This is a genomic window from Luteolibacter sp. SL250 (genome assembly GCF_026625605.1).
Taxonomy (GTDB): domain Bacteria; phylum Verrucomicrobiota; class Verrucomicrobiia; order Verrucomicrobiales; family Akkermansiaceae; genus Luteolibacter.
This window is the reverse complement of the sequence record NZ_CP113054.1, coordinates 3267432-3292812: the sequence shown is the minus strand read 5'-3', so window position 1 is coordinate 3292812 and position 25381 is coordinate 3267432. Positions and strand designations below refer to the sequence as shown.

General features: G+C 63.5%; 21 protein-coding genes. 7 read left to right on the top strand and 14 right to left on the bottom strand.

Annotated features, from left to right (window positions below):
• Window positions 1-77: 77 nt before the first annotated feature.
• Window positions 78-968, top strand: coding sequence for a tRNA1(Val) (adenine(37)-N6)-methyltransferase (locus OVA24_RS14455; RefSeq protein ID WP_267670595.1), 891 nt, complete (start codon window positions 78-80; stop codon window positions 966-968).
• Here the strand turns inward: OVA24_RS14455 and OVA24_RS14450 are convergent.
• Both OVA24_RS14450 and OVA24_RS14445 read right to left on the bottom strand, forming a co-directional pair.
• A complete protein-coding gene (locus tag OVA24_RS14450; protein WP_267670594.1) occupies window positions 941-1819 on the bottom strand; it encodes an endonuclease/exonuclease/phosphatase family protein in 879 nt (292 codons plus the stop codon). The two genes, OVA24_RS14455 and OVA24_RS14450, sit on opposite strands and share 28 nt — an antisense overlap.
• A 47-nt stretch (window positions 1820-1866) precedes the next feature.
• Window positions 1867-2607 (bottom strand): hypothetical protein, encoded by a 741-nt coding sequence (locus OVA24_RS14445; RefSeq protein WP_267670592.1) that lies wholly within the window; start codon window positions 2605-2607, stop codon window positions 1867-1869.
• A gap of 166 nt (window positions 2608-2773) precedes the next feature.
• Between OVA24_RS14445 and OVA24_RS14440 the strand changes: the two genes are divergently transcribed.
• The gene (locus tag OVA24_RS14440) at window positions 2774-3544 is read left to right on the top strand and encodes a ferritin-like domain-containing protein (RefSeq protein WP_267670590.1); all 771 of its coding nucleotides are present in this window, start codon (window positions 2774-2776) and stop codon (window positions 3542-3544) included.
• 9 nt (window positions 3545-3553) lie between these two features.
• Here the strand turns inward: OVA24_RS14440 and OVA24_RS14435 are convergent, their stop codons facing one another.
• From OVA24_RS14435 to OVA24_RS14415, 5 genes are all read right to left on the bottom strand, one after another.
• Entirely contained in the window at window positions 3554-4552 is a 999-nt protein-coding gene (locus OVA24_RS14435) for a DUF3592 domain-containing protein (protein ID WP_267670589.1), read from the bottom strand.
• 151 nt (window positions 4553-4703) lie between these two features.
• Complete coding sequence (locus OVA24_RS14430) at window positions 4704-6725, bottom strand: transglutaminase-like domain-containing protein (RefSeq protein ID WP_267670588.1); 2022 nt, start codon at window positions 6723-6725, stop codon at window positions 4704-4706.
• Between the two features lie 90 nt (window positions 6726-6815).
• Window positions 6816-8207, bottom strand: coding sequence for a DUF58 domain-containing protein (locus OVA24_RS14425; RefSeq protein WP_267670587.1), 1392 nt, complete (start codon window positions 8205-8207; stop codon window positions 6816-6818).
• Between the two features lie 27 nt (window positions 8208-8234).
• On the bottom strand, window positions 8235-9170 hold the full coding sequence (locus OVA24_RS14420) for an AAA family ATPase (protein WP_267670586.1): 936 nt from the start codon (window positions 9168-9170) through the stop codon (window positions 8235-8237).
• Between the two features lie 371 nt (window positions 9171-9541).
• Window positions 9542-11887: an AI-2E family transporter gene (locus tag OVA24_RS14415; RefSeq protein WP_267670585.1), complete on the bottom strand. Its 2346-nt coding sequence runs from the start codon at window positions 11885-11887 to the stop codon at window positions 9542-9544.
• Window positions 11888-12037: 150 nt separating this feature from the next.
• Here OVA24_RS14415 and OVA24_RS14410 point away from each other — a divergent pair, with 150 nt between their 5' ends.
• A complete protein-coding gene (locus tag OVA24_RS14410; RefSeq protein WP_267670584.1) occupies window positions 12038-12808 on the top strand; it encodes an MBL fold metallo-hydrolase in 771 nt (256 codons plus the stop codon).
• Between the two features lie 10 nt (window positions 12809-12818).
• Here the strand turns inward: OVA24_RS14410 and OVA24_RS14405 are convergent, their stop codons facing one another.
• Window positions 12819-13865: a serine hydrolase domain-containing protein gene (locus tag OVA24_RS14405; RefSeq protein ID WP_267670582.1), complete on the bottom strand. Its 1047-nt coding sequence runs from the start codon at window positions 13863-13865 to the stop codon at window positions 12819-12821.
• 114 nt (window positions 13866-13979) lie between these two features.
• Between OVA24_RS14405 and OVA24_RS14400 the strand changes: the two genes are divergently transcribed.
• Both OVA24_RS14400 and OVA24_RS14395 read left to right on the top strand, forming a co-directional pair.
• The gene (locus OVA24_RS14400; protein WP_267670581.1) at window positions 13980-15299 is read left to right on the top strand and encodes an amidohydrolase family protein; all 1320 of its coding nucleotides are present in this window, start codon (window positions 13980-13982) and stop codon (window positions 15297-15299) included.
• Window positions 15300-15353: 54 nt separating this feature from the next.
• Window positions 15354-15953, top strand: coding sequence for a tRNA 5-(aminomethyl)-2-thiouridylate-methyltransferase MnmM (locus tag OVA24_RS14395; RefSeq protein WP_267670580.1), 600 nt, complete (start codon window positions 15354-15356; stop codon window positions 15951-15953).
• A 105-nt stretch (window positions 15954-16058) separates the two neighbouring features.
• On the opposite strand, the gene OVA24_RS14390 is transcribed toward OVA24_RS14395, so the two are convergent.
• The 5 genes from OVA24_RS14390 to OVA24_RS14370 all read right to left on the bottom strand — a co-directional run bounded on the left by OVA24_RS14390 (window position 16059) and on the right by OVA24_RS14370 (window position 20626).
• Window positions 16059-16562 carry a YciE/YciF ferroxidase family protein gene (locus OVA24_RS14390; RefSeq protein ID WP_267670578.1) on the bottom strand — a complete coding sequence of 168 codons (504 nt, stop codon included), beginning with the start codon at window positions 16560-16562 and terminating at the stop codon, window positions 16059-16061.
• 170 nt (window positions 16563-16732) lie between these two features.
• Window positions 16733-17458, bottom strand: a complete 726-nt coding sequence (locus tag OVA24_RS14385) for an alpha/beta hydrolase (RefSeq protein WP_267670577.1) — start codon at window positions 17456-17458, stop codon at window positions 16733-16735.
• Window positions 17459-17474: 16 nt separating this feature from the next.
• A complete protein-coding gene (locus tag OVA24_RS14380; RefSeq protein WP_267670576.1) occupies window positions 17475-18203 on the bottom strand; it encodes an amino acid ABC transporter ATP-binding protein in 729 nt (242 codons plus the stop codon).
• On the bottom strand, window positions 18193-18981 hold the full coding sequence (locus OVA24_RS14375) for an amino acid ABC transporter permease (protein ID WP_267670575.1): 789 nt from the start codon (window positions 18979-18981) through the stop codon (window positions 18193-18195). Before OVA24_RS14375 ends, OVA24_RS14380 begins: the two co-directional genes overlap by 11 nt.
• Window positions 18982-19015: 34 nt before the next feature.
• The gene (locus OVA24_RS14370) at window positions 19016-20626 is read right to left on the bottom strand and encodes a S8 family peptidase (RefSeq protein ID WP_267670574.1); all 1611 of its coding nucleotides are present in this window, start codon (window positions 20624-20626) and stop codon (window positions 19016-19018) included.
• Between the two features lie 131 nt (window positions 20627-20757).
• Here OVA24_RS14370 and gpmI point away from each other — a divergent pair, with 131 nt between their 5' ends.
• On the top strand, window positions 20758-22296 hold the full coding sequence (gene gpmI / locus OVA24_RS14365; RefSeq protein ID WP_267670573.1) for a 2,3-bisphosphoglycerate-independent phosphoglycerate mutase: 1539 nt from the start codon (window positions 20758-20760) through the stop codon (window positions 22294-22296).
• Window positions 22297-22466: 170 nt separating this feature from the next.
• Here gpmI and OVA24_RS14360 read toward each other — a convergent pair whose 3' ends face one another.
• Window positions 22467-24983 carry a DNA topoisomerase gene (locus tag OVA24_RS14360; RefSeq protein ID WP_267670572.1) on the bottom strand — a complete coding sequence of 839 codons (2517 nt, stop codon included), beginning with the start codon at window positions 24981-24983 and terminating at the stop codon, window positions 22467-22469.
• Here OVA24_RS14360 and OVA24_RS14355 point away from each other — a divergent pair.
• Complete coding sequence (locus OVA24_RS14355; RefSeq protein ID WP_267670571.1) at window positions 24930-25280, top strand: hypothetical protein; 351 nt, start codon at window positions 24930-24932, stop codon at window positions 25278-25280. The genes OVA24_RS14360 and OVA24_RS14355 overlap by 54 nt on opposite strands.
• Window positions 25281-25381: the final 101 nt, after the last annotated feature.

Below are 25381 nucleotides of genomic sequence, written 5' to 3'. Positions count from 1 at the left end.
GGAAAAGCGGACAAAAAAATTTCCCGTCCTCCGGGGCTTGAGTTGGTCGCCTGGGTCTGCTTTCCCTGCCGCCAGCGATGTCGGCTGAAATGGAAGAATGGCGGAAGGAACGGCTCCTGTTGGAAGGGGAGTTCGGGGAGCGGATCACGCTCGACGCGCTGACCGGGCCGGTGGGTGCGGATGGCGACGTGCTCGCGGATGACTCCGGGGCGGAGGCGGGTTGGCTCATCGCGCAACGGCTGAAGGGGCACCGTCACTCCGCGGATGACGTGCTGACGGCGTGGTATGCGCTCCAGTCATCGCCAAAGGTGGACCGCCACCTCGACCTCGGCACCGGCATCGGCACGGTGGGCCTGCTGACCCTGTGGGGGATGGGCAAAGACGCGTGCCTGACCTGCGTGGAGGCCCAGGAGATCAGCTACCGGCTTCTCCAATCGAACCTCCGCTGCAATGGCCTGCTCGGTCGTGTGGATCACTCGCTGGGCGACCTGCGCGACCTCTCCCTTACGGAAAAGTTTCCGCTCATCACCGGCAGTCCTCCGTACTTTCCGGAAGGGACCGGCGTGGTGCCGCAGGACTCGCAGAAAGCGCACGCGCGATTCGAGCTGCGCGGCGACATTTCCGACTACGCGAAGGCAGCGGTGAAGCACCTGGCACCGGGCGGATGGTTCGTCGTCTGTTTCCCCACCCGCCAGCGGCAACGCGGGATCGACGGCATCCTTTCTTCCGGGCTGAAGATCGTGAGGATGCGAGATGTGGTGCCGCGCGAGACGTTGGAGCCGCTGTTCACGCTTTTCGCCTGCCGGTTGCCGGAGGATTTCAATGGTGAAACCACGGAGGAGGCCCCGTTCATCGTGCGCGGGCAGAACGGACGCCTGACCGCGGAAATGGCGGCCGTGCGCCGTGGATTCGGCTTCCGCGATGGCGAGGCGCACGGCGGTCACTCCGCCGGCGCGACCACCGGCTGATCCGTCGGAAATGCCAGCGTCGCCCGGACCGGATAGTGATCCGACGGATAGACGCCGTTGATGTTCGTCCTCAGCACCTCCGAATCGACCGGCGTGAATGCCTTCGAGGCATAGATGTAGTCGATGCGTGATCCATCCGGTTTTCCGATGAAGGAGTGTGCGGTCACGGATTCCTCCGGTGTCGCGCCCGGGTGCAGCGCGGCCCACACATCCACCAGGCCACAAGGGCCGGTGGTGAGGAGTCCGTGCAGGGGATCTTCCGGACGGGCGTTGAGATCCCCGGTCAGGATGAACGGGCCGTCCGCCCCGCACGCTGCCATGCGGGAGACGATCAGCTCCGTGCCCTTCTGCCGGGCGAGGGGAGTCTGGTGGTCCAGGTGCGTGTTGAAGAAATGGAACGCCCGCTTGGTGGTGCGGTCATAGAGCTTCGCCCATGTGCAGATCCGCACCACCTGGTTCCCCCAGGTGGTGGAGGCGATGGCTTCCGGTGTGTCCGACAGCCAGAAGGTCCCGGACTGCTGGATGGTGAAACGGTCCGCCCTCACCAGCAGCGCGGTGTATTCCCCCTTCGCCAGTCCATCCTCACGCCCGCCGCCGATCTCGACGTAGCCGGGCACCCTTTCCGCGATGTCATCCAGCATGGGCCGCAGTCCTTCCTGGATGCCGATGAGATCGGGCTTGTCCTTCAGGATCACTTCCGCCGCCTGGTCCCTGCGTGCGGTCCAGGTGCGGTCGCCGGTATCGCCTTTATTGATGTAGCGGAGGTTGAAGCACAGCACCCGCAGCGGTTCGGATGCGTGGGCGATGGCTGAAAGCAGGAGCAGGACGGTGAGGATGGGTTTGACCGGCATCCGTAGAGCGAATCCTTCCCCGGCATCTCCGTCAACGCGGCATTGTCTCACGGTTTCGTGACGATCACCCGGTAGAAGCGGCTGGCACCGGCCGCGTCCGTGTCGGTGATGACCCTGTGGCTTCCGGTATCGACCGGTGTTGCGGCCACCGGTTTCCATGAGGCCGGGGTGAGATCGGGGCTGTGCTGCAGTTGGTAGGCACGGTCGGCGAGGATCGGATGGATTTCGATCTTCCGATGGGTTGGCTGCGACGGAGCGCGCAGCACGGCGAAGACGAGCTTTGAGTATCGGTCCCTTGGTGAAGTTCCCGCGGTGTATTCGAAAAGATTGTTCTGTTCGTCCCCATCCGGATCGGAAAGCGGGGAGGCCTGCGGATGATCCAGCCCGAAATGCTCCACCTGCCAGCCATCCTCAAGGCCGTCGCCCGCGTAGCTTCCGTAGTTGTCGGGCTGGGTGTTCCGGATGAACGCCGGGATGAAACCTTGGTAACCCGCATAGACCGCGTGGATGGTGATCTGGGTGTCCTTGTGGACGGCGGATGCGATCAACATGCCGGTGCTGCTGATGTAGGCCGGATCGACCGAGTTGACGCGCCATTGGACCCGTGAAGGCTCGATGGGCGCGGAACCTCCATTGTTATAAACAAGCCGGGCCGTCATCTGGAGACTGCCTCCTTCGGGAATGGCGGCGGCATAGGGTACAACGGTGACCGCGACGGGATAGAGCTGCGCCTGACTCGGAAGGCAGCTCAGGACGAGCAATAACAGGATGGGGAAAGGGAAGGGCACGGGCTGGGATTTGGTGGTTAAGGATATACAATGGAAATACAAAGAATATTCAATGAAAATGGTAAATCTCCGTCAATCCAGGCAGTCCTTTTCACGGAATCTTCACCGACCTCGCATCAAGCCTCCGCATTCCTAACAGACCTTTGACCCGTAACCCCGCAACGACATGAACTATCAGAAATGGGTCAGGCATTTTGAAAACAACGGAAGACACCGGCCGGAGCCGGACTGGCAGGCACCACTTGAGGTCACCGGTGGCACCTTGGAAAAACTCACGCGTTCCATCCAGCAGTTCCAACTGGGGGATGGTGGCGGACCCGCCTACCTCATCGCCTGGAACCGTGAGCGCTACCTTTCGGACCCGGCGATAAAGCGGGTGGTCGATCTCTGGTTCAAGGAGGAGAGGGAGCACTCGCGGCTGCTGGGTGACATGCTGAAGCGCCTGGGTGGTGAGGAGATCCAGGAACACTGGAGTTTTTCGCTGTTCTGTGCGGTGAGGAAATTCCTCGGTGTTCGCTTCGAACTACAGGCGCTGCTCGGCACGGAAATCGTCAGCAACGTATATTACAAGATGCTCCGCAAACACGGGGAGGACGCTGCCTTGCGCGGCATGTGCGATCTCATCATCCGGGATGAAACCGGCCACATCGCCTTCCACCGGGCACGTCTGGCGGCTGAGGCTGCGGGAGCGCGGCCATATGGCCTGTTGTGGGCGGGGATGTTCCGGCTGCGCGCGCTGGTGGCCGGGACCGTGCTGTGGGTGAATCACCGCGGCGCGGTGGTCGGGCTGGGCGGGACGGATGCGGAGTTCTACCGGACCATCTGGCGGGATGCGGGAACCTTCATCAGGCAGGTGAGGAAAGAAACCGCCTGGTCACGGAACATCCGGCGCATGAGGCGGAGGATCTCTGCGAGGATCGGCGGACTCTGCGGCTGAAGAAGGCGATCAACGCTTCAGCTTCCAGCCCGCCCGGAACGCGTGCAACCCGCCGAAGAACAGGGTGAGTGGCATCACCGCCCAAGCCAGGGACCATGACAGGCCTTTGTCGAGAGTGCCAATCCAAGGACGCTGCGGATGGACCCACGCGGTGACCTCCTTCCCGCGTGGATATTGGGAAAGCGTTTCCTTCGCATCCTCCTTGCTGCCGCCGATCCTGTGGACCTCATGGTGATGCCAGCGGTCGGCATGCCACGTCCTGCCGCCATGCTCGTAGGAATACACCACGCTCATCATGTTGTAGGTGATGTTCCGGTTCTTTCCCGTGCCGCGTGCTTCGGAGAGACCGGTGGCTTCGATCTTCGCAGGGATCGGAACCAACTTCGACCTCATCAACTGGCCTTCGACCGCTGCCCATAGGTCCTGTTTCCCGGCGACGATGATGGCGGCCGTCATGAGTCCGAGACCGATCAAACACAGCGCCCGGCGGCGTATCCGCAGGTCGGCAACTTCCGGTGGCAACGGCCGTCGCGGGATGAAGGTGAGGATGAAAAAGATGAAACCAGCGGCACAGAGGAGCAAGCCGCCGCCCGCGAGTGACCATGGAAACCACATCCGTGGTCCCCGGAAGCTGGCTTCGGTGGGTCTTTCCGGATCCACGTAGCAGAATGCCGGACCCTGGCGGGCGGCGGCTCCCTCTTTCTCGAAATCCCGCAGGTCCACCGGCCAGTCGGTGGCTTCGTCATAGTTGTGCCCGGTGTAGGTCTTTCCTCTGTATTCGTAGCGGTACTGGCAGTAGCGGACCGGGTTCGGTCCCCACACGGTTTCGCTGACTTCCATGTCCCAGCGGAGGATGGTGCAGGGGACCTTCGTCCACGCCGCGATCTTCCGGTGGTCCTCCATCTGGTGGAACCAGCCCGCCCATGCCAGCAGCCCGCCGACTCCCATGGCCAGCACGGAGATGATGCAGCGGACCATCTTGATCCTCCATGGTGCCAGTTGGGCCATGGCAGGAATGGATACCATGGAAGGTCATGGGAAATCAATCCTCCAAGCGTGGCCTCTTGGCGTAGTGAACCTCGTGAGAGGTTCGCCTGGGTGGACGTCCTCTTTCAATACGGCTCCAGTCCCGCCATGGACTTCCCCCCAGCCGAAGGTCTCACGACCTTCTCTCCTCCATGACCTCCTTCAGACGGAATCTGATGTCATCCACCAGCTCTCTCAAGCGCTCCTCCGGAGAGGAACCGGGCGGCTCCGGATCATAACGCAGACGCTGGTGGAGCAGGATGGCTTCATCCAGTTGGTCCGCATCCCGAAGTTTGTCGCGCAGACCTGCCAGCCATTGGGAAAATGGGAGGCCCTGCGGGCGGGGGCCGAGAATCCTCCGGGCCAGCGGTTCCAAATCGTGCAACGGAGTGCGGGTGATGGTGAACAAGGGACGTCCGGCAACGGTGGTGCCCACCATGTGCTTCGATCTCCACAATCTCCTGCCGACGAAGATGAGGACCACGACGCCGAAGACCATCATACCGATGGCGAGACCGGTCCGGTTCTCCGCATCCGTCCGCCACAGTGCGAAGTCCTCCCGCATGCGCAGCAGCCAGTCCTTGAACGGCTGTTTCCAGTCCGGGCGGATACCCTCCATGGCCAGCCAGTTGCCGGGAGTGGGGTCGAAGTCGATCCACTGTAACTGCTCCTCATCCCACACCCGGCACCAGGCATGGGCGTGGGTGCCGCGGATGATGAATTCACCCCGCCGGGGATCCACCTCCCTCACCGAGAAGCCGACGGCATAGCGGGTGGGTGTTTCGGCCGCGCGCAGGAGCATGGAGGCGGCGGTGGCGAAGTATTCGCAATGACCCTCGCGGTGGGTGGTGAGGAAGAACGCGATCGCGTTGCTCCGGCTCATGTTGTCCGTTTTCTTCCTGCGGAATGAGAATTCACCCGGCACCGGAGTCGTCAAGTAGCGCGTGTATTTGAACTCCCGCGCGAACCAGCCGGAGATCAGGTCGAGTTTGCCTTTCAGCGTGGGTTCACCAAGCAGGCCGATCTCCGCCGCGATCCGGAGGATCGTGCTTTCCTCAAGCTTTGGCAGGACCAGGTCCTGCCTCTCCGGAGGAACCTCGATGGTGGAGCGGTGTTTCCAGAAGACGGTGCCGTCGATGATGGCGTTCGACGGGTTGATGCGGACCGTCCCCATCGAATTGTGGTCGATGGTCTCCAGCTTGAAGTCGTGGATGATGGCGGCGGTCCCCGGCAGGGGGAGCTGGCTTTCCTCCTCCACGCGGCCGCGGAGGCGGAAGGAGGGAAGCTTCTCCGCCACCGGCGGGTCCGTCTCACTGGGGGAGATGATGAACTGGTTTGAGCCTTCGGTGACTTCGTCGATGGCCAGCCAGTCGAAATCCTTGTCGCGGCCCTCCGCCCGTTGGTTGATCCACTCCGCGTTGCGGTACTTGTTGAAGACGATGGTCTTCAGGTGGGTGGGAGGCGCTCCCTTGCCATTCACCCGCAGCCGCCATTGGATGTCCCGGCTTTGCTTGATCTCCCCCAGCGAGCCGATGGCGGTGTCCGTCACGTTCGGGTTGCGCGGACCGTCATGGCCACCCCGGTAGTAGCGGAGGAGCTTGTCATTGGCGATCTTCAGTGAGGTCTGTCCGACGACGGCGAAGCCTCCGGCGAATGCCAGAGCCAGCACCAGGGGCGCCCATCTGGTCCTCAGGACGGCGAGGATGGCCCAGCCGACGAGAAACAGCAGCCCGGGAAGGAACCAGACGCTTTCAGCGAAGGTGCCGAGCGTGGAGGCCACCAGGCAGGACACGAAGAACACATTGCCGAAATTGAGGCGTGTCGAGGTGTCCCGCAGTCCCAGCCGCTGGTTCCTCAACTGCCGCTGGCGGGCGAAGAAGGAAAAGGTGCTGAGCGGCATGGAGTCCTTCAGGCCGTAGATCTGGGCGAGCTGCACCGGCAGGAATAGCGCGGGCAGCCAGGACATCAGACGTTGCAGGGCGCTGAGGCGGTCGCCTTCCAGCCACACATACAAGGCCAGGCAGGCGGCGGAAATCTGGGTGAGTTGCCAGGCGCGGATGTACGCCGTGTCATCGAAGTTCCACCGCAGACGCAGCCAGTGGGCTGCCTCCACAACCACGGCCATCACCGCCGCGATGACGATGTGCTCCGTCATCAGCCCCCAGAAAATGAGGGCCGCTCCGAGCAGGAAACGGGCAGGTGGATGGATCTTGTTGATGGCGGTGAGTGATGGGTGGACCGGGGATCAGTGGTAGGCGTCGAGTTTCCGCGGCAGCTTCAGCAGGTCCGGGCCGATGAAGCCGCTGCGCAACCAGTAGCCGGGCGTGCCGGGTGGTTTCACACCATCACCGATGATGATCGGCACGCAAGCCATGCCGCCGCGGGCCAGGGAGGTGAGGAAGGCGGCGCGTTCCTCGTCCCAGCCCGCCAGTACCACGACGCATGAGGTGAGATCCTCACGGTGGCGGAGGATCAGGCGGCTCAGTTGGCTGAACTGGGTGTCATGTTCACCCTCAACTCCGGCCAGGACTTCCAGCAGCTTTTCCATGCGGGCCAGCCCCCTGCCGGCGGTGACGACGTGTGCCTGGTCCTTGATGAACATCAGATCCAGCAGGGAATCCCCACGGTCGATCAGGGCGACGAAGGACGCGGCCACGGACACCGCATCCTCAAAGAACTCCTCGTTGGCTCCGGTGAGGAAGGTGTCCAGCACCAGCCCGTAGCGCGGGTAGAACGTGTCCTCCAGTTCCTTGACGATCGGGCGGCCGGTGCGTGCCCAGCTTTTCCAGTGGATCTGCCGAAGGGGATCACCCGGGCGGTAGTCGCGCAGACCGACGAACTCACCGGTGTTGCCGATGGCGTTGGTGGCGTTCTCATCCCCGGCCTGGAATCGGGACCCACCGGGCATCTCGAAGGTCGGCAACGGATGCCGCTTCGGAAGCACCGTCAGGGTGCTGGGCGGCGTCGCCACCTTCCTGCAGTTCTGGACCAGGCCGAAGGGGTCCGGCAGCAGGATGCGCAGGTCGTTCAGCCGGATCACGCCGCGCCGGACCGGGGTGATGGAGGCCTCCACCCGGGTCGTCTTGCCGGGCTCGAGATCCAGCATTTCCGTGGAGTCCCCTCCGTCAAAGGCCCTGCGGCCATCGATCAGCCAGCGCCAGCGGTAGAAGGCGAACTTCCGGTCGAACGCGTTCCGGTCCTCTTCCCCCGGCTCGCGGCGGAGGGAGAACTCCATCAATCCGGGCCGGGGATCCGGAGGGGTTTCCGTCAACCAGGCACGCCGCAGGTGCCATGAACCGGTGTTCGTCACCCGCACGGTGTAGCGGATGGTTTCACCGGCGGTGGCGTAGAGCGGCAGCTCCCGCTTTGCCTGGATCCTCGCCCGGCGGATGAACGCCCATGGCAGCGCGATGACGCCCATGCCCACCGCCAGCGAGAAGATCTGATAGACGGGATCCTTCCGGTGGCCGAAACCCAGCCCGGCCGTCAGAACCACCACGATGACGAGTCCCGCACCGGCCGGCCGGAACCGGCGGGAAAAGAAATACCCGATGGCCGCGCCCTGCGAATACCACGCGTGGGTGAAGCGCGTGAACAACCCGGGCCGGGAGGCGGTGGTGGTGGCCGGCGGATTCATGGCGGTCGCGGGAAAGATTGGCCCCCCTCAGACGGGGACGGGGGTTTCCTCGATGATGTCCGCCACGATCCGCCGTGCGGTGATGCCGGAGTAGCGTGCCTCCGGAGACAGGACCAGCCGGTGGGCGATGACATCCGCCGCCACGGCCTGGATGATCTCCGGGGAGACGAAGTCATGTCCTTCGAACAAGGCGAGCGCCTGGGAAATTTTCATGAGCGCCAGCGAGGCGCGCGGGCTGGCGGCGAGCTGCACGTCCGTCCTGCCGCGCGTGGCCGCCACCAGGGACACCACGTAGTGGCGCAGCTCCGCGCTGAAGCGGACATGCTTGGATGCCTCCATCAGCTCCAGCACCTCCTCCCGGTTGGCCACGGACTCCAGCACCTCCACGGGATGCACCTCCATCTGGTCCGCCAGGATCTGCGCCTCCTCCTCCTCGGACACGTAGCCCAGCGCGCACTGCATGGCGAAGCGGTCCATCTGCGCCTCCGGCAGCGGATAGGTGCCGCGGAACTCCACCGGGTTCTGCGTGGCGATGACGAAGAACACCCCATCCAGCAGATGGCGCTCACCCTCGATGGTTGCCTGCCTTTCGCCCATCGCCTCCAGCAGCGCGCTCTGCGTGCGCGGGGACGCCCGGTTGATCTCGTCCGCCAGCAGGATGTCCGTGAAGATGGGGCCGGGGTGGAAGCGGAACTCCTGGCTCCGCGGGTCCAGCACGGAGATCCCCAGAATGTCCGATGGCAGCAGGTCCGGCGTGAACTGCACCCGCTTGAAAGTCGTGCCACCGATGGCTTTCGCAATGGCCTTCGCCAGCGTGGTCTTTCCTGTGCCTGGATAGTCCTCCAGCAACACATGGCCGCCGGAGACCATGCACGCCAGCACCCGGCGGATCACATTCTGCTGGCCCTTGATGATGGAGCAAACGGCGGCTTCGAGACGTTGGGCGGTGGCCTGGGCGGACATGGATGGGGTTTTTGTGGGCGACACGCTCCGATGGAACCCCTGTTAGAGGCGGATGGAGCTTGTCCCATCAAGAAACAACGGCTCGCGGCACGGCGCAACAGATTCCCTGCACGGGGTCTGTGAAAAAGGCGTGAATGGGAGTAAGGGAGGACATTGCGGCAGAGCCGCCATGTCCGCTTCGCTCCCATTTCTGTCCTCCGGCTGCGATGGGAATCCAGAGCAAAGAGATCTTTGGGACAGGTTCGTCCCTCATTTCATCCGCCAATGCCGTCGGTGGACAAGAGTGTCCACCCTCCTTACCGGGTTGTAACAGGAACCCAGAGCAAAGGCTGCCCGATCACACGGATGCATCGGCCTCCAGGTGCTCCCTGTCAGATGGCATCCGTCGCCCGGCGGATGTCATCGGAGACCTCCGCGGCGTATTCCTCCAGCAACTTCCGCTCCCGTTGGGTGAAATCCCGCGGGTGGGTGTCGATGAGGCAGAGCGAGCCGATGGCATGTCCATCCGGTGAGTGGACCGGCGCGCCGGCGTAGAAGCGGAATCCGTTTTTCTTCACGAAGGTGTTTCCGGCGAAGCGGCGGTCACGGGCGAGATCCTCGATGACGACAAACTCATCCGCCGCCACCACATGGCCACAGACGGAGGTTTCCCGCGGGCTGCCTCCTTCCGCACCAAGCTCGTCCGGGAGGCCGGACTGGGCCTTGAAGTGCTGTGTGTCCTTGTCGATCAGGCTGAGGATGGCGATGGGGGCTTCGAAGATCCGGGTGAGCTTGTCCGTCACCACGGTGAAGTCGTCCTGGGTCTTCATGGCGCCGCTCAGTTCCAGCGCCTGCACCCGCTTCTCGTCATCGGGTGGGATGGGGGCAGGCTGCATCTCACGGGAAATCGCGCTGGACAGCCGCATGACCGCGATTTGGGTGTCGGCCACGCCTTTCATGATCAGGTCGGCCCCCGCTTCACGCAGTGCCTTTTCCGTTTCAGCGGGAACGCTCGCCATGTCCCACAAGCCGATGGCGATCTTGCGTTTGGGGAACGCGGCGCGGAATTTCATGCAGAGGTAGCGGGCCTGGGAAGGGGAGGTCGGCTCGGTCACTGAGATGCATATCACATCCGGATCCTCCTGCCGGATACGCTCCAGTTTTTCGGATGCGGTGAGCTGCGGAGGGGAGACCGTGACCTCGAACTTCTGGACGCGCAGCAACTGGGCCAGCATCTCAGCGGAAAGCCTGTCCCGCTCCGCCTTCGCGGGCACACAATGGATCCGGCAGGGGCCAACCAACGAACTCACATGGTCCGGCAATGACTCGGGTATCTTTGCAATGCCGGGCAGGCGGTCATCCAGTTCTTCCAGCAACTCGCCGATGGCGTGCTCCACCTGGCTGATCTGGTCCCGGTCCAGCACTCCCCGGTTCTGATCCTTTCCGGCGGCGACGAGCGCGGGGATCAACATGCTGTCGTAGAAATCCGTGAGTGTATGGGTTTTCAGGTAGGACTCGGCCAGTTCCAGTTCGTCGTCCCCACCGGCGCGCAAGAGGCGGTGGTAACAGTCCTCCGCGGGCGTGAGGGCGTCCTCGTCACTGAGGATGACGTTCAGGAAGGCGAGCTGGGGGATGTGCCTCCCCATGACGGCGATGCAGACGGTGATCGGCGTGGCCATCACCAGCCCCACAGGCCCCCACAGATAGGTCCAGAAAACCGCAGCGACGATGAGTGCGATGGAGGAAACCCCCGTGCTGGAGCCGTAGAGCCAAGGTTCCATCACATTGTTGCTGACCAGTTCCAGCACGACGAACAGGCCGATGGCCTTCACCGGCATCCACCAGTCCGGGGACACCGCGATGGAGAGGATGATGGGGAATGCGGCGGCGATCCACGGTCCGACGTAGGGGACGAAGCGCAGCACCGTGGCAAAAGTCCCCCAGAGGATGGCGTTCGGAACGCCGATGATCCACAGACCCAGCGCCACTCCCATGCCGTAGGTCACATTCACGACCAACTGCATGAACAGATACCGGGAAACGCGGGCGGCCGCATCGTCCATCGCGCTGGTCGTCGCACTGATCCTTCCCTGGCCGATGAGCCGGATGATCCGGTTGCGCAGATCGTCCCGCTGCAACAGCATGAACACCATCAGCAGCAGTACCAGCGCGGCGGTTCCCAACGGTCCCACCACGGGCGCGACGATCAGCTTGAAAAGCTCCAGCGGGGATGCGTCCGGCGTGGAAACCACTTCCACCGGGATGGCCTCGCCGCTTTCCTGGGATTCCAGCTTCCGGATGCCCTCGTCCGTTTTGTCACCGATCTCCCCGTTCCCGATGGGGAGGTCCTTCTTGAGGTCGTCGAAGGTTTCGGAAAGTTTGGAAAACGCGCCGCCGGAGGGAAGCTGGAAAGCTTTGATCTTCATCCGGATGTTCTCCTTGTAGTCCGGCAGCTTCGTCCCCAGATCCACGATCTGGCGGGTGAGCACCCAGCCGGAACCAATGGTGAGGCCGAGCATCATGAACACCACCAGCAGCACCGCACAGATGCGGCCCACATACCGTTGGAGGCGTGTCACCAGCGGGGAAAGCAGGAACGTGAGCAGCGCGGCGAGGGCGATGGGCGTCAGGATATCCCGCCCGAAGTAGAGTGCGGCGATGACGAACGAGCACAGACCGATGGTCCATAGACCGTTGATGGCATCCTGCGAGGATGACTTCGGTCGGGGTGTTTCCATATAGCCTAATCCTTTCGATGGTGCGGCGCAGGAATGCAACGGCATAATCCTCCCTAGGGGAAGAAAGGGCGAGGGGAGTTTCATGAATCCATGCCTTCATCAGGTCTTTGCCGCTTGTGGAATCCGTCTTTGCGGCGGATTGTAACCCTGATGCTTGAAGATGATTTCACCTACGTCCTGAGAAAGGCGCTGCGGGGGAAGGGGCTTCCTCCGGAAATGGTGGCTGAACGGGCCGGGCTGTCCGCGCAGAAGGTGATGTCGTTTTCCCGCGGACATTTCGATCCCCGTACTGCCGCCCTGCTGGCAGAGGCGCTCGGCCTTTCGGCGGAGGCCTACGCAACCCACCTGGACTATCATCCGGAACCCATGGAACTGCCGGACGTAAGGCGGCTGATCCTGCCTTTCAACGGCGACCATGTGAACGCCTGGCTGGTTTCCAAGGGTGGCCGGGATCTCCTTTTCGACACGGGGAATGATCCCACTTCGGCCGCCGCGGAACTGGCGAAAATGAAGGTGGTACCGTCCGCCGTTTTCATCACCCACGGGCATCCGGACCATGTGTCCGGGATGAATGCTTTTCCCGTGCAGAAATACGGACCGCTCATCGACGGTGCCACGCATCTCGACCCCGGTGCCCTGCTCGCGATGGATGGGGTCACGCTGCGCGCGGTGGATCTTTCGGGACATTTCAATCCTTCAGTCGGCTACCTGATCGAGGGGCTCGCCCAGCCGGTCTTGGTCGCGGGCGATGCCATCTTCGCGGGTTCCATCGGCGGATGTGACCCGGAGCATTACGATGACGCCATCCTTCGGATCAAGGCGGCGCTCGCTTCACTGGATGACCATACGGTGATTCTGCCCGGGCATGGCCCTCCCACGACCGTCGGCGAGGAGAAGCGGAGAAATCCGTTCCTGGCGTGAACGGAGTGGTTCAGACCTTCAGTCCTTCCAGAAACGCTCCGTCATTCCACCCGGACGAACGGCCGAGACGGGCGATGACGATGTCCTTTTCCGGCAGCACGTAGACCCGCTTTCCGCCGGAGCCGACGGCGGCCAGCCAGTCCGGGCCCACCCGTGGGGAGAGGCAGGCCCGGCTCCAGAAGCCCGGGTCATGCACGCCGTCGAGCACGCGCTCCGGTTCGATGGCGGTGGCAGCCGCCCTGGCGGCATTGCGGTTCCACCAGATGCCCGCACCGAACATCGGGTTCGCTCCACGTGGTGATGCGAGGTCGCGGAAAATCCCGGCGTCCAGCCCGGCGTCATTCTCACCCCGGGCGAGACGGCCGAGCGTGCGTCCCAGCTTGCCGAGTTCCCGCACGCTGTATTCCGCGCCGGTGGACAGGTAGTAGCGGTCCTTCCCATCCCTCCGCCAGTCGCGGCTGCGCAGGCCGATGCGACCGGTCACCCGGTCGATGAACTTTTCCAGTGTGCTGCCGTTCGCGGAGAGTTTGCGGTGCAGCACCTCCGCCAGAATCTCCCAGCAGGCGGGACCGTAGCGGAAGCGGGTGCCGGGAGCATCCACCAGCGGCAGGGAAACGGCAACACGCCCCTTGTCCCGGATCGTCCCCCGGTAGAGGGGCCCTACGGACGGGGCGAAGCCCGCGCTCTGGTTCACCAGCATGCGGACGGTCACACGGGACTTCGCCGCATCCTGCCGCCACTCCGGAATCACGTCCGTGAGCGGCGCATCCAGCGACAGCCAGCCCTCCGCCACGGCGCGGATCACGGCCATCGCGGCGATGGATTTCGTGAGGCTGAGCGAGCCGAGTTCCGCACCCGGATTCCAGGTTTCGACCGATCCTCCACGTTGCCACACGCCGTAGCCAACCGCCCCGGAGGAGGACAGCCGACGTTTTGCCGCTGGGGAAATCTGGAGCGTCCCGCCGCCGCCGCCCGCTCCGCCTCCCATGGAAGCACAGCCGCCCAAGCCGGAGAGAGTGCCGGTGACGGTGAGACGAAGCCAATCACGCCGGTTCATTCCAGGGAATCTACCCGAATCATTCCGGATGGCGAGAACTTGGCGCGAAATCGTTTGTGGCAATTCCAGCGGTGTGGCGGAGGATGAATGGATCCCCCGAAGCCAAATCTGTCCATGAACCGCTATCCTTTCATTCTCATCTGCATCGCATTCGTCATCGCCGGGGTCATGATCTCCGCACGGATGAAGGAGGCCTCCGGCGAGGGTGCCGTCGCATTCACCAACGTCCGCCTCATCGACGGCACCGGCAAGCCGCCGGTGGACGGTGGGGTGCTGGTGTTCCGGGATGGAAAGATCATCGCCGCAGGGGCGGGAGTGGACATTCCCCGGAAGGCGAGGGTGATCGATGCGAAGGGGAGGGTGATCATGCCCGCGCTCATCGCCGCGCATTCCCACCTCGGGGTGCTGAAGGGGCCGAAGCCGGACAGCGCGAACGTCACGGAAGAGAACGTGCTGCGGCAACTGGCACTCTATGGGAAGTACGGGGTCGGCACCGTGGTCTCCCTCGGCGCGGACGGGGATTTCATTTACAAGCTGCGGGATGCCCGCCGGGATAAGCCATCGGATGGTCCGGCCGTGCTCACCGCCGGTCTGGGTTTCGGGGCGACTGGCGGGGTGCCGCCCATGGGATCCGGCCTGGAGCGCGCGCACCGTCCTGCCACGGCGGAGGAGGCACGGCAACAGGTGGCCGCGCTGGCGGAGCACAAGCCGGACTTCGTGAAGATATGGATCGACGATGCGGGCGGAAATCTCCCGGTCCGCATGACGCGGGAGGTGCGCCGCGCCATCATCGACGAAGCCCACCGTCACGGCATCAAGGTGGCGGCCCACGTCTATTATCTGTCGGACGCGAAGGAACTGGTGGCGGAAGGGGTGGACATTCTCGCCCACAGCATCCGCGACAAGGTCGTGGATGAGGAGATCATCATGGCGATGAAACAGCGCGGCACCACCTACATTCCCACCCTGTTCCTGGACGAGGCGTTCTTCATCTATGCGGACAAGCCGCAGTGGATGGGGAATGACTTTTTCCGCAACGCGCTGGAGCCGGGAGTGGAGGAAAATCTTGCCTCCTTCAAGGAGAGGCCGGGTGCGAGGGAGACCCTCGGGCGTGCGATGGAGAACGTGAAGCGGCTGCATGAAGCGGGCATCACCGTGGGGCTGGGGACCGATTCCGGCGCACAGCCCCTGCGAGTCCAGGGCTTCGGCGAACACCGTGAGCTCCTGCTCCTTGTCCAAGCCGGGCTCACTCCTACTGAGGTCATCCGGATCGCCACTGGCAACAGCGCGCGGATCATCGGCCATGAGACCCGCACCGGGACGCTGGAGGTGGGCAAGCAGGCAGACTTCCTGATTCTCGACGGTGACCCGACCGTGGACATCCGGAACACGGAGAAGATCAGGGAAGTGTGGATCGGTGGAAAGAAGCAGTAGGTTTGGTTGCAGGAAAGCCGGTTGTTACTTCCGGTTGCAAGTCAGCCTTCCGGAATGAACGATGAGCCGGTGATGTCCCATCTGCCTCCACGTCCCACCGATCTCGCACAGCAGTTCATCGGCGGAATCCTTTCCGCAGGAGATATCGCCATCGATGCGACGGCGGGGAATGGCCATGACACGCTGTTCCTTGCAGAAGCGGTGGGGGCGGAGGGACGCGTGCTCGCGTTCGACGTGCAGGAGGCTGCAATCGTTTCCTCAAGGGCGAGGATCGTGGAAGGGGGCTTCGCGGATCGGGTGGAATTTTTCCACCAGTCCCACTCCGCGATGGCGGAGCATGCGGTGGCCGGAACCGTGGCGGCGGTCATGTTCAACCTCGGCTACCTCCCTGGAGCTGACCACTCCGTGGCAACCGGCGGGGATACGATCGCAGCGCTGGAGGCTGCGACCGACCTGATCCGCGGCGGTGGAGTGTTGTCCGTGGTGTGCTATCCCGGCCACGATGGCGGCGGGGAGGAAGCCCGGCAGGTGGAAACATGGATGGCCACACTGCCGGCACGGGGCTGGCGGGTGGCCAAGTATGGCGCGCTGGGCACGCTGAAGCCAGCTCCCTACCTTCTCCTCGCCGTGCTGCGCGCGGCGGGTGCTTCGTGATCGGGAAAGGACTTCGTTTCATCGCCGGGGATCCTTGGATCCTGCGGCAGGTTGAAATGCCACGCACAGCAGGTGGGTGTGGCCAGAAATGGAACGGCAATCATGTCAGTGAATGGCCTCCTGGTTGACACCGCGGCTGAAGAGCCCCCCGGTGGCGATTCTTGTCAGCACCTTGTCCGCGTCGCCTTCCTCCTGGAGTGTGTCGCCAAGGAGCCGGAAGGCTTCATCGTATCCGAGCGCATCGGCGAACGCTTTCGCCACCCCGTAGGCGGCGATTTCGTAGTGCTCCACCCGGTTGGCACAGGCGATGAGCGCGGCGTCCCGCACATCGCCCGGCGAGGTGGCCCCGGCGTGTTTTCTGGCCTCCCTGATGAGGCCCCGCATCGCGTCGCAATCCTCGCCCTCCGGATCGATGCCGAGGTCGGCGCAGATGGTTTCAAGTCGGAGCTTGTGTTCGTGGGTTTCCTCGAGGTGCTTGGTGAAAGCTTCGCGGAGATCCGGATCGCTCGCATTTGAGATCATCTCCGGCAGGGCGGAAATGAGCTGGGTCTCCGCACTGTGGAGGTCGCGGAGTTGATCATGGTAGAGTTGCTGCAGGTTGGTGATCATGTCTTTTGGCGGGGTTCGGTTTCCACGTTTCCCCAGCGCAGGAATCATGCCGCTGTCCCATGACATTGGCTGTCAGCATGAAGCGCGGATCACGGGGGGCGAAAAAATCCCTCTCTGGAATGCGGGATGCCCAATCAGATTGCGGTCTGAAATTTGGCGGGATCCGCCGATCAACGGGTTTTGGAAAGCAGCCACTCCAGTGCCTGTGGCAGATCATCCTTCCAGCAGCGGGTGTTGTGGCCGCCGTCGAAGACGTGGTGCCGCACCGTGTGCCCGTAGGATTTCAAGCCGGTGGCCATGTTGGCGACGGCCACGTCCTGATCGGTGTTCTGGCAGAGTTCTGTCGGAGGATGGACCATTCCCGCCCCCTTTTCGTCTGACCCCACGCTGAGCCAGAATTTTCCTTCTGACGGGATGAATTCGCGGAGATGCTTCGCCAGCCATTCATCCTCCCACCAGAAGGAACCGGACTGGCTGAGCGCATGGGAAAAGGTGCCGGGGTAGCCCAGCGTCATGTAGGCGGCCTGGAGCCCGCTGAGGCTCAGACCCGCGATGAGGTGGCCGGAGCGGGTGTGGAGCCCGGCTTTTCTCACCGCCCACGGCAGCGCGTCGTTGGCGATGTAGTCGGAGAACGGATCGCTGCAGGTGAAATCATGGTGACGGGCCTCCGCGTCGCCGCTGGAGATGAAGAGGCAGGCCAAGGGAGGGATGGCACCGCGCTCCGTCAGTCCGGCGATCACGGCCGGAGTGTCCATGTGATCCAGGTAATACTCCGCGTCCAGAAAGACGGCGATCTTCGCCGGGATACCTTCGGCAGGAATGAACCATGCCTTGCGGGTGTATTTTCCGTTGGTGCTCGGCAGGGAGACGGTGTTCATGCGGCGGCGGTGTGCCATGGCGTGGCCCGGTTTTTCAATACTTCATTACCCGGGAAAGGAAACGCTCGCCTTCCGGCGAGGACGGAGCGCCGAAGAATGCGGCGGGTTCGGACGTCTCGACGATCCTGCCCTCTGCCAGGAACGCGATGCTGTCTGCCACTGCGTTTGCGAAGCCCATCTCATGGGTGCTGAGGATGATGTGCTGGCCCTCCTCAGCCAGTTCACGGATGAGATCGAGCACCTCCCCGGTCATCTCCGGATCGAGCGCGGACGTCGGTTCATCCAGGAAGAGGATGCGCGGCTGGTGGGCGACCGCGCGGGCCATTGCCACCCGCTGCTGCTGGCCGCCGGAGAGCTGGGCGGGGAGCTTGTGCGAATGAGCGGCGAGTCCGAACCTCGCGAGCGAAGCCTCCGCGATGGCGCGTGCGTCCGCCGGGGTCCGGCCATGGGCTTTCTCCAGAGGCAGCGTGAGATTCTCCAGTGCGGTGAGGTGGGGGAAGAGATTGAACTGCTGGAACAGGAAGCCGTTTTTCCGGCGGTAGGAAAGCAGGCCGCGCTCCGTGGCGGGGAGTGGTTCGCCATCGATGATCACCTTGCCTGAGTCCGGCGTCTCCAGTCCGCCGAGGATGCGCAGCAGGGTGCTCTTTCCTCCGCCGGAGGGACCGATGAGGCACAGCACCTTCGCCTCGGACGCGAGGTGGAGGTCCGCCAGTGCTGTCTGGCCGCCGAAGCGTTTCGTCAATGACGTGATCTCAAGTTTCATCCCGGTAGCGGCGTTCGAGGCGGTGGGAAAGGAAGGCGACGGGGGCGGTCAGGAGCAGGTAGCCGACGGCCAGCGGCACATAGGCCTCCAGCCCGCCGTAGGTCTGCGAGGTGTAGACCCGTGCCTGGTAGGCGAACTCCTGAACGCCAATGACGGAAAGGAGGGAGGAGTCCTTGATGAGGGAGACGGCCTGCCCCGCGACGGCGGGCAGCACTCGCCGCAGGGCCTGGGGAAAGATGACATGGCGGTAGATCTGCCCGCGGTCCAGTCCGGCGGCGCGTGCGGATTCCCACTGGGCCTTCGGGATGCTGTCCACCCCGCCACGGAAAATTTCTCCGAGATATGCGCCCTCGAACAGGGAGAGCAGGATCATCCCGATGATGATCTTGTCGTCCCAGCCGATGTCGTTGAGCGGACGCGCCATCAGCGGGGCGAAGATGACGAAGTAGCCGATGAGGAGCTGAACCAGCAACGGGGTGTCCCGGACGAACTCCAGGAACAGCCGGCAGGTCCATTTCACCGCAGGCAGGGGGCTGCGCTGGCCCATCATCAGCAGCAGGCCCACCAGCACGCTGCCGACCATCGCCCCGCAGGAAAGCAGTACGGTGGTGCCCCAGCCGCGCAGCAGCGCCTCGCGGTATTGCCAGGGCTTCGACCAGTCCCAGTCTCCCGCCAGGCTTTGGAGCAGGAGCGTGCCCAGCAGGGAAAACGCGCCGATGATCGCGATGAAGGCGATGATGTTCCAGCGGCGCATGTCCGACCTTGTTTCGATCCGCATGCCTTGTCAAAGGGGATGCGGGAGGGGGGGCGGCTCACTTCAGGGAGAACTTCGCCACTCCGGTGTTGTCGGCGGGCTTCACGTCGGCCCCGTTCACACCAGTATCCACCGTGGTCGTCACCTGGAACGGCGATTGTCTGCCCGGTGCGATGGCCAGGCTGAACGTCCTGACCTCGTTCGGTGCCAGAGAGTCGATGTTCATCCGGTTGCTGCCACCGGCGGAGACGGTTTCGAGCAACAGGTTGACGAGCGGCTTCGTCCCGCGGTTCTGCAAGGTGACGCCGAGTTTCGATGAGTCCGCGGAGAATGACTGGTGGGTGACCGCCACATCGGTGATGCCGGGTTGGTTCCGGTTCATGATCCGGCGGAGGTTGAGGATGCCGGAGCCGTATTGGGAATCCGGGCCGGGAATGCCCGCTTCATCAGCGTGGTCCATGACGATCTCCGCGGCCTGTCGTGGGGGGAGAACCATGGGGGAGGTGCTCATGGTCGCCGCGATGGCTCCGGTGACAAAGGGGGCGCTGGCGGAGGTCCCGCTCATCCGTACGTAGTTCCCGCCCGGGGCGGCGGCATTCACCGCGTAGCCCGGCGCGGTGATGGAGAGCATGTCCGCGTAGTTGGAGAACTCCACCTGCGTGCCGCGCGCATCCACAGCACCGACGCTGATGACCCCGGGATAGGCGGCTGGGTAGGCTGCCTGCTCCAGGCCGGAATTTCCCGCCGCGGCGATGATGACGGCCCCGCTCCGCTGGACGATCTCCACCGCCTCCCGGATCATCGGATTATCCTCACTGGTGCCCATCGACACGTTCACCAGCTGGGCCCGGTGGTCCGCCGCCGCCAGCAGACCGGAGGCGAACGAAAGGGAGTCAGAGCGCAGCGAGCCATCGACCACCCGGATGGAAATAAGGGTGGCGGCGGGAGCGACGCCGGGGCCGCGGGGATTCGTCCCGGAAATGATGGAAGCCACCGCGGTCCCGTGGTCCACCGGTTCGCTTGGATTCCCGGACTCCGGGGTGACATCCACGAACTCCGCGATCCGAGGCAGGCCGGGGTGTTCCACCACCCCTCCATCGATGATTGCGATGCGTACGCCGGATCCCCAGCGGGAGTTGTCACCGGTCACCCCCAGCCAGGCCGGAGCCTGGTCGCCGAAGCCCAGCAAACCACGCTGCACCGGGTTATGGGCGGGCGGGGAGGGGAAATCCGGCAGGGAGGTGTAGTGCGTCACATTCTCGTCATCCAGCAGGGCATCCAGATCCGCGAAGTTGTCGAACGCCACGCGCAGCGCCCTCAGGCGGTCCTCCTTTCCCGCCAGCCGCACCTTGCTGGAGGCCAGGGCACCTAGGAACGAGCCGTAGGTTTCGTCCGACGGGAAACGCAGGATGATCTGGTCCGGATGGCTGCTGGCGAAAATTTCGATGGTGGTGCCGTCGGGGAACTGGTCCGCGGAAGGGGACTCCTCGCCCAGCGGCATGACAGGCTTCTTCGGGACCAGAGGGCGGTAGCGGGGAGAGTGCGCGGGAGCTTCCACGGTTCCGGCGGTCCTCTCCGGGGCGTCCGGGCGCATGCCGCGTCCCAACCACCACCCGAGCAGGGCGCAGAGGAGCACCAGCAGGGCGAGGTGGCGGACTTTGGGGCTCATGGGGGCGTGGGTTGGCGGAACAGCGTCGCCGGGATAAAACCACAATGTCGCCGGATTGTTGCCAAATATCGGTGAGGATGTGGGTTTCGGCGCTTGCCGGGAAAGGGACAGGGGAGTAAATCCGCCCCGTTATGGCCAAGAAACCGGTGGTGTTGATTATTCGTGACGGCTGGGGTGTGAATCCCGGGGGGAAAGAAACGGCGATCCAGGATGGAAACGCCACGCTCCTGGCGAAGACCCCCTTCCATGACGAACTTTTCGAGAAATACCCGAAAGGCCTGGTCAGTGCCTCAGGTCTGGACGTGGGGCTGCCGGAAGGCCAGATGGGTAACTCCGAGGTCGGCCACCTGAATCTGGGCGCGGGCCGCATCGTCTATCAGGATCTGACCCGCATCAACAAGGCCATTGCCGAGGGCACCCTCGCCGCGAATCCGGTGCTGGTGGACGCCTTCGACAAGGCGAGATCCAGCCGCCTCCATTTCATCGGCCTCGTTTCCGACGGTGGCGTGCACAGCCATCAGGACCAGCTCAACGCCATGGTCAAAATGGCGGGCGACGCCGGAGTGAAGGACATCATGATCCACGCCATCACCGACGGCCGTGACACCTCGCCGACCGGCGGGGCGGCCTACATTGCCAAAGTCGAGGATGAGGCCGCGAAATCCGGTGCCCGGATCGCCACGGTGGTCGGTCGTTATTTCGCCATGGACCGCGACAAGCGCTGGGACCGCGTGAAGCTCGCGTGGGACGCCATCGTCCGCGGCCAAGGGGAAACCCGCGAGGTGCTGGCCAGCGAAGCCGTGGCCGACTACTACCGCGACGACAAGACGGACGAGTTCATGCCGCCGATGATCTTCACGGAGGCCGACACCCAGCGCGTGCGCGACGGAGATGTGATCCTGTTCTTCAACTTCCGCGCCGACCGCGCGCGCGAGCTTTCCGAGGCGTTCGTGTTCCCTGACTTCGCGGGCTTCGACCGCGGCGTCACCCCGAAGGTCCATTACGTGACCCTTACCGAGTATGACGCGAAGTATGGCTGCCCGATCGTCTTCGGTTCCCAGACGCTGGAAATGGGTCTGGGCGAGACCGTCGCAGCCGCTGGCCTCAGCCAGATGCGCATCGCGGAGACGGAGAAATACCCGCACGTGACGTACTTCTTCAACGGCGGTGTGGAACTGCCCTACGCCGGTGAGGACCGTTTTATCATCCCTTCCCCGAAGGATGTGCCGACCTATGATTTCAAGCCGGAGATGAGCGCGCCGCAGGTGACCGCCACCGTGGTGGAGAAGCTGAAGGAATACGATCTCGTGATCCTCAACTTCGCCAACCCGGACATGGTGGGCCACACCGGTGTGGTGGAAGCGGCGATCAAGGCCGTGCAGACCATCGACGATGACTGCCGCCAGATTGTGGAGGAAACGCTGCGCCTCGGTGGCAAGCTCATCCTTACCGCGGACCACGGCAACTGCGAATACATGCGCAATCCGGACGGCTCCCCGAACACCGCCCACACCACCAACCTTGTCCACGCGATCTATGTCGCTGAGGACGCGGACCAGTTCACCGTGCGCGACGGCATCCTCGCCGACTTCGCCCCCACGCTGCTCCAGATGCTCGGCCTCAAGCAACCGGCTGAAATGACCGGCACCAGCTTGTTGGTGAAGAAGTGAGGTGGCTGTAAAGTGGCTGCGGCAGAGGAGCCGCAGCCGGAGGGGCCACTACCGGGGCATTGGAGCGCGGACTTCAGTCCGCCCCGGAGAATCCGTCCATGCGAAGCCAAGCGGACTGAAGTCCGCGCTCCGTCCGCGGCTGGACAGCGTTGCTGCTGCCTGCCGTCACCTCACGCTCCCTTGGCCGCTTTTTTCGCGGTGGTCTTCTTTGCTGCGGCTTTCTTGGCCGGGCGAGGCGGGAAGTCGAAGCCGATCTTGCCGTCGTTCACATCGAAGGTGAGATGAGCGTCAAAGGCGCGCTTCGTCCGGTTGGAGATGAAGCCTTTCAGCAGATCCGTCTTGCCGGTTGAGATGAGTTTCAGCGCCTGGTCCTCCGGGATCTCGCGCTGGAGGATCGACTTGCCGATGCGGATGCCGTTGGGGTCCTTCTTCGTGACGATCTCCGGGATGTGGTAGGCTTTCTCCGAGCCATAGACCTTCACCGTCTTGCCGTCCGGAGTGGTGGCTTCACCGATGAGTTGCTCCTCCGTCAGCTCGACGGCGGCTTCCTTGTCCTCGTTCTCGAAGGCGAAGTTGACCTTGAATTTCTCATCCAGCGCCAGGGCGGCTTCGAAGGGCTTGTTGAACTTTGACTTGAAGCCGCTCAACACCTGGGTCTTGCCCTTTGCGAACAGCTCGCGGAGCTCGTCCTCCGTGATGCTGCGTCCGGCGATGTGCTTCTTGATCTTGAAAGGGGTGCCGGGCTCGCGGGACTCGTAGGTGGCGTCCGTTTGCTTCAGCGAGAAGTCACCGTGGACCGGGTGGTGGACCTCCACGTCCGGGAAGGCCTGGTTCTTCGCCTCCTCCGCGCGCTGGTGGGCCTTGTCCACGATGTCCTTCGTGTAGGCGATGATCTCCTTCATGAAGACCGGGCGTTGCAGGAGGCCCTGCTCCATCTGGCGCAGCTTGTATTCCCAGTCTCCCGTCATTTTCGGCGAGTAGAGGCCTTCGATCTCCATGTCATGCACCAGGTCGATGAGGCGCATGCCGGAGCCGGTGACGTGCAGGTCGCGGCCGTCGCGGGCGAGATATTTCTGGGCGATGAGGCCCTCGATGGTGGCCGCCCGGGTGGCCGGGGTGCCCAGTCCGCGCTCGGCCATCGCCTCGCGCAGCGCCTCGTCATCCACCAGCTTGCCCGCGCCTTCCATGGCGGAGAGGAGGGTGGACTCGGTGAAACGGGCCGGTGGCTTGGTCATCTCATGGATCACTTCGATGCCATCGACCTTCGCTTTCTCTCCGGCATCCACCGGGATCAGCTCATCCTTGCCGGAGGCCACGCCAGGCATGCGGCCATAGACCTCCAGCCAGCCGGGCTTCACCAGGATGCGGCCGTCGGTCCTGAAGGTGTCCTTCACGCTGCCATGGTCGATGCGTGTCAGGCGGGTGGTCTGCTCGAACTCCGCGACCGGATAGAAGACGGCGATGAACCGCTTCACGATCATGTCATAGACCTTCGCCTCGGTGTCGCTGAGCTTGGCGATCTTGCCGGTGGGGATGATGGCGAAGTGGTCCGAGACCTTCTTGCTGTCGAAGACGCGCTTCGACTGGTGGAGACGCGGGCCGCCGTCGGTGCCGCCCTTGAGGACGGCCTCGGCATAGCGGGCCACGTCGAGGTCGCTGTTGCCGATGTCCTGGAGCGTCTCGCGGACGTTCTGGAAATAGTCCTCCGGAAGGTAGCGGGAATCCGTCCGGGGATAGGTGATCATCTTGTGCTTCTCGTACAGCGCCTGGGCGATCTGGAGGGTGCCCTTCGCGGAGAACGGGGCCTCGCGCTGGAGCGTGGTCAGGTCATAGAGCTGCGGCGAGATCTGGGTCTGTGCCTTCTTTTCCTCCGTCACCACGCCGGTCTTGCCGTCGCAGCGTTCCTTGATGGTGTCCGCCAGCTTCTGGTCCCAGATCCGTTCGGTACGGCCATGGGGATTCGACTCGTCCTTCTTCCAGGATTCGTCGATCCATTTGCCCAGATAGTTGCCCGCCTTTGCGGCGAAATCCGCGTGGACTTCGAAATAGGCGGTGGGCTGGAACGCGCGGATCTCCGCCTCCCGCTGCGCCAGGATGGCAAGGGTGGGGGTCTGCACCCGTCCGGCGGCCGTGATGTTGAATCCGCCGTGGCGGGAGTTGAAGCAGGTCAGGGCGCGGGTGGCGTTCAGGCCCACCAGCCAGTCGGACTCGGAGCGGCACTTCGCGGCGTCGCGCAGCGGGCGCATCTGCTCGCCGGAGCGGAGATTGTCCCACGCCTCCAGGATGGAGTTGTTGGTCATGGACTGCATCCACAGCCGCTTCACCGGCTTCTGGACGCCACCGATCTCCATGATGTACTGGAAAATGAGCTCACCTTCGCGGCCGGCGTCGCAGGCGTTCACGATCAGGTCGATGTCCTTGCGCTTCGCCAGCTTCAGGACCTGCTTCAGACGCGCCTCGGAATCCGCGATGGGATCCAGTTCGAACCGCTCCGGGATGGCGGGCAGCACATCGAATTTCCACGGGAGTTTCTTCCCGTTCGGACCCATCGGCATCCGCAACTCCACGAGGTGACCGACGGCAGAGGTGATGACGGCCTGGTCGCTCTCAAAGTAGTTGTCACGTCCCGACCCATGTTTCTCGAACTTTCCGAGTGGCTTCGCCAGCACCCGGGCAAGGTCGGTCATGACACTGGGTTTTTCGGCGATGATGAGTGTTTTTCCCATGGTGGATCGAAAGGCTGGCTCGGCGGTTCGCCGGAGGGACTAGGCTTGGAAAACGCGGGTTGGCAAGCGGATAAGCTCCCCGCCCTGTCACCGGAAGACGCATTTCCGCCACCGGCTTTATCTCCCATGAACAAGGATCAGGTATTTGGAAAGGTTGAAGATCAAGAAATACTGAATTTCCGCCCGGTCGGGGCGGCTGGTCATGGGGCGGGCTGCGTCCAGTCGATCTCCGTTCTGCAATTTTCTGATGAAACCTAAGAATCCGCCACCTGCGGCGTTGATGTGGTGAAGTGGAGATTACCATTGAACTCCAGGGGCAAAACCTTCAGTTAGATAGTCATCAATTTGTTTGAAACCCA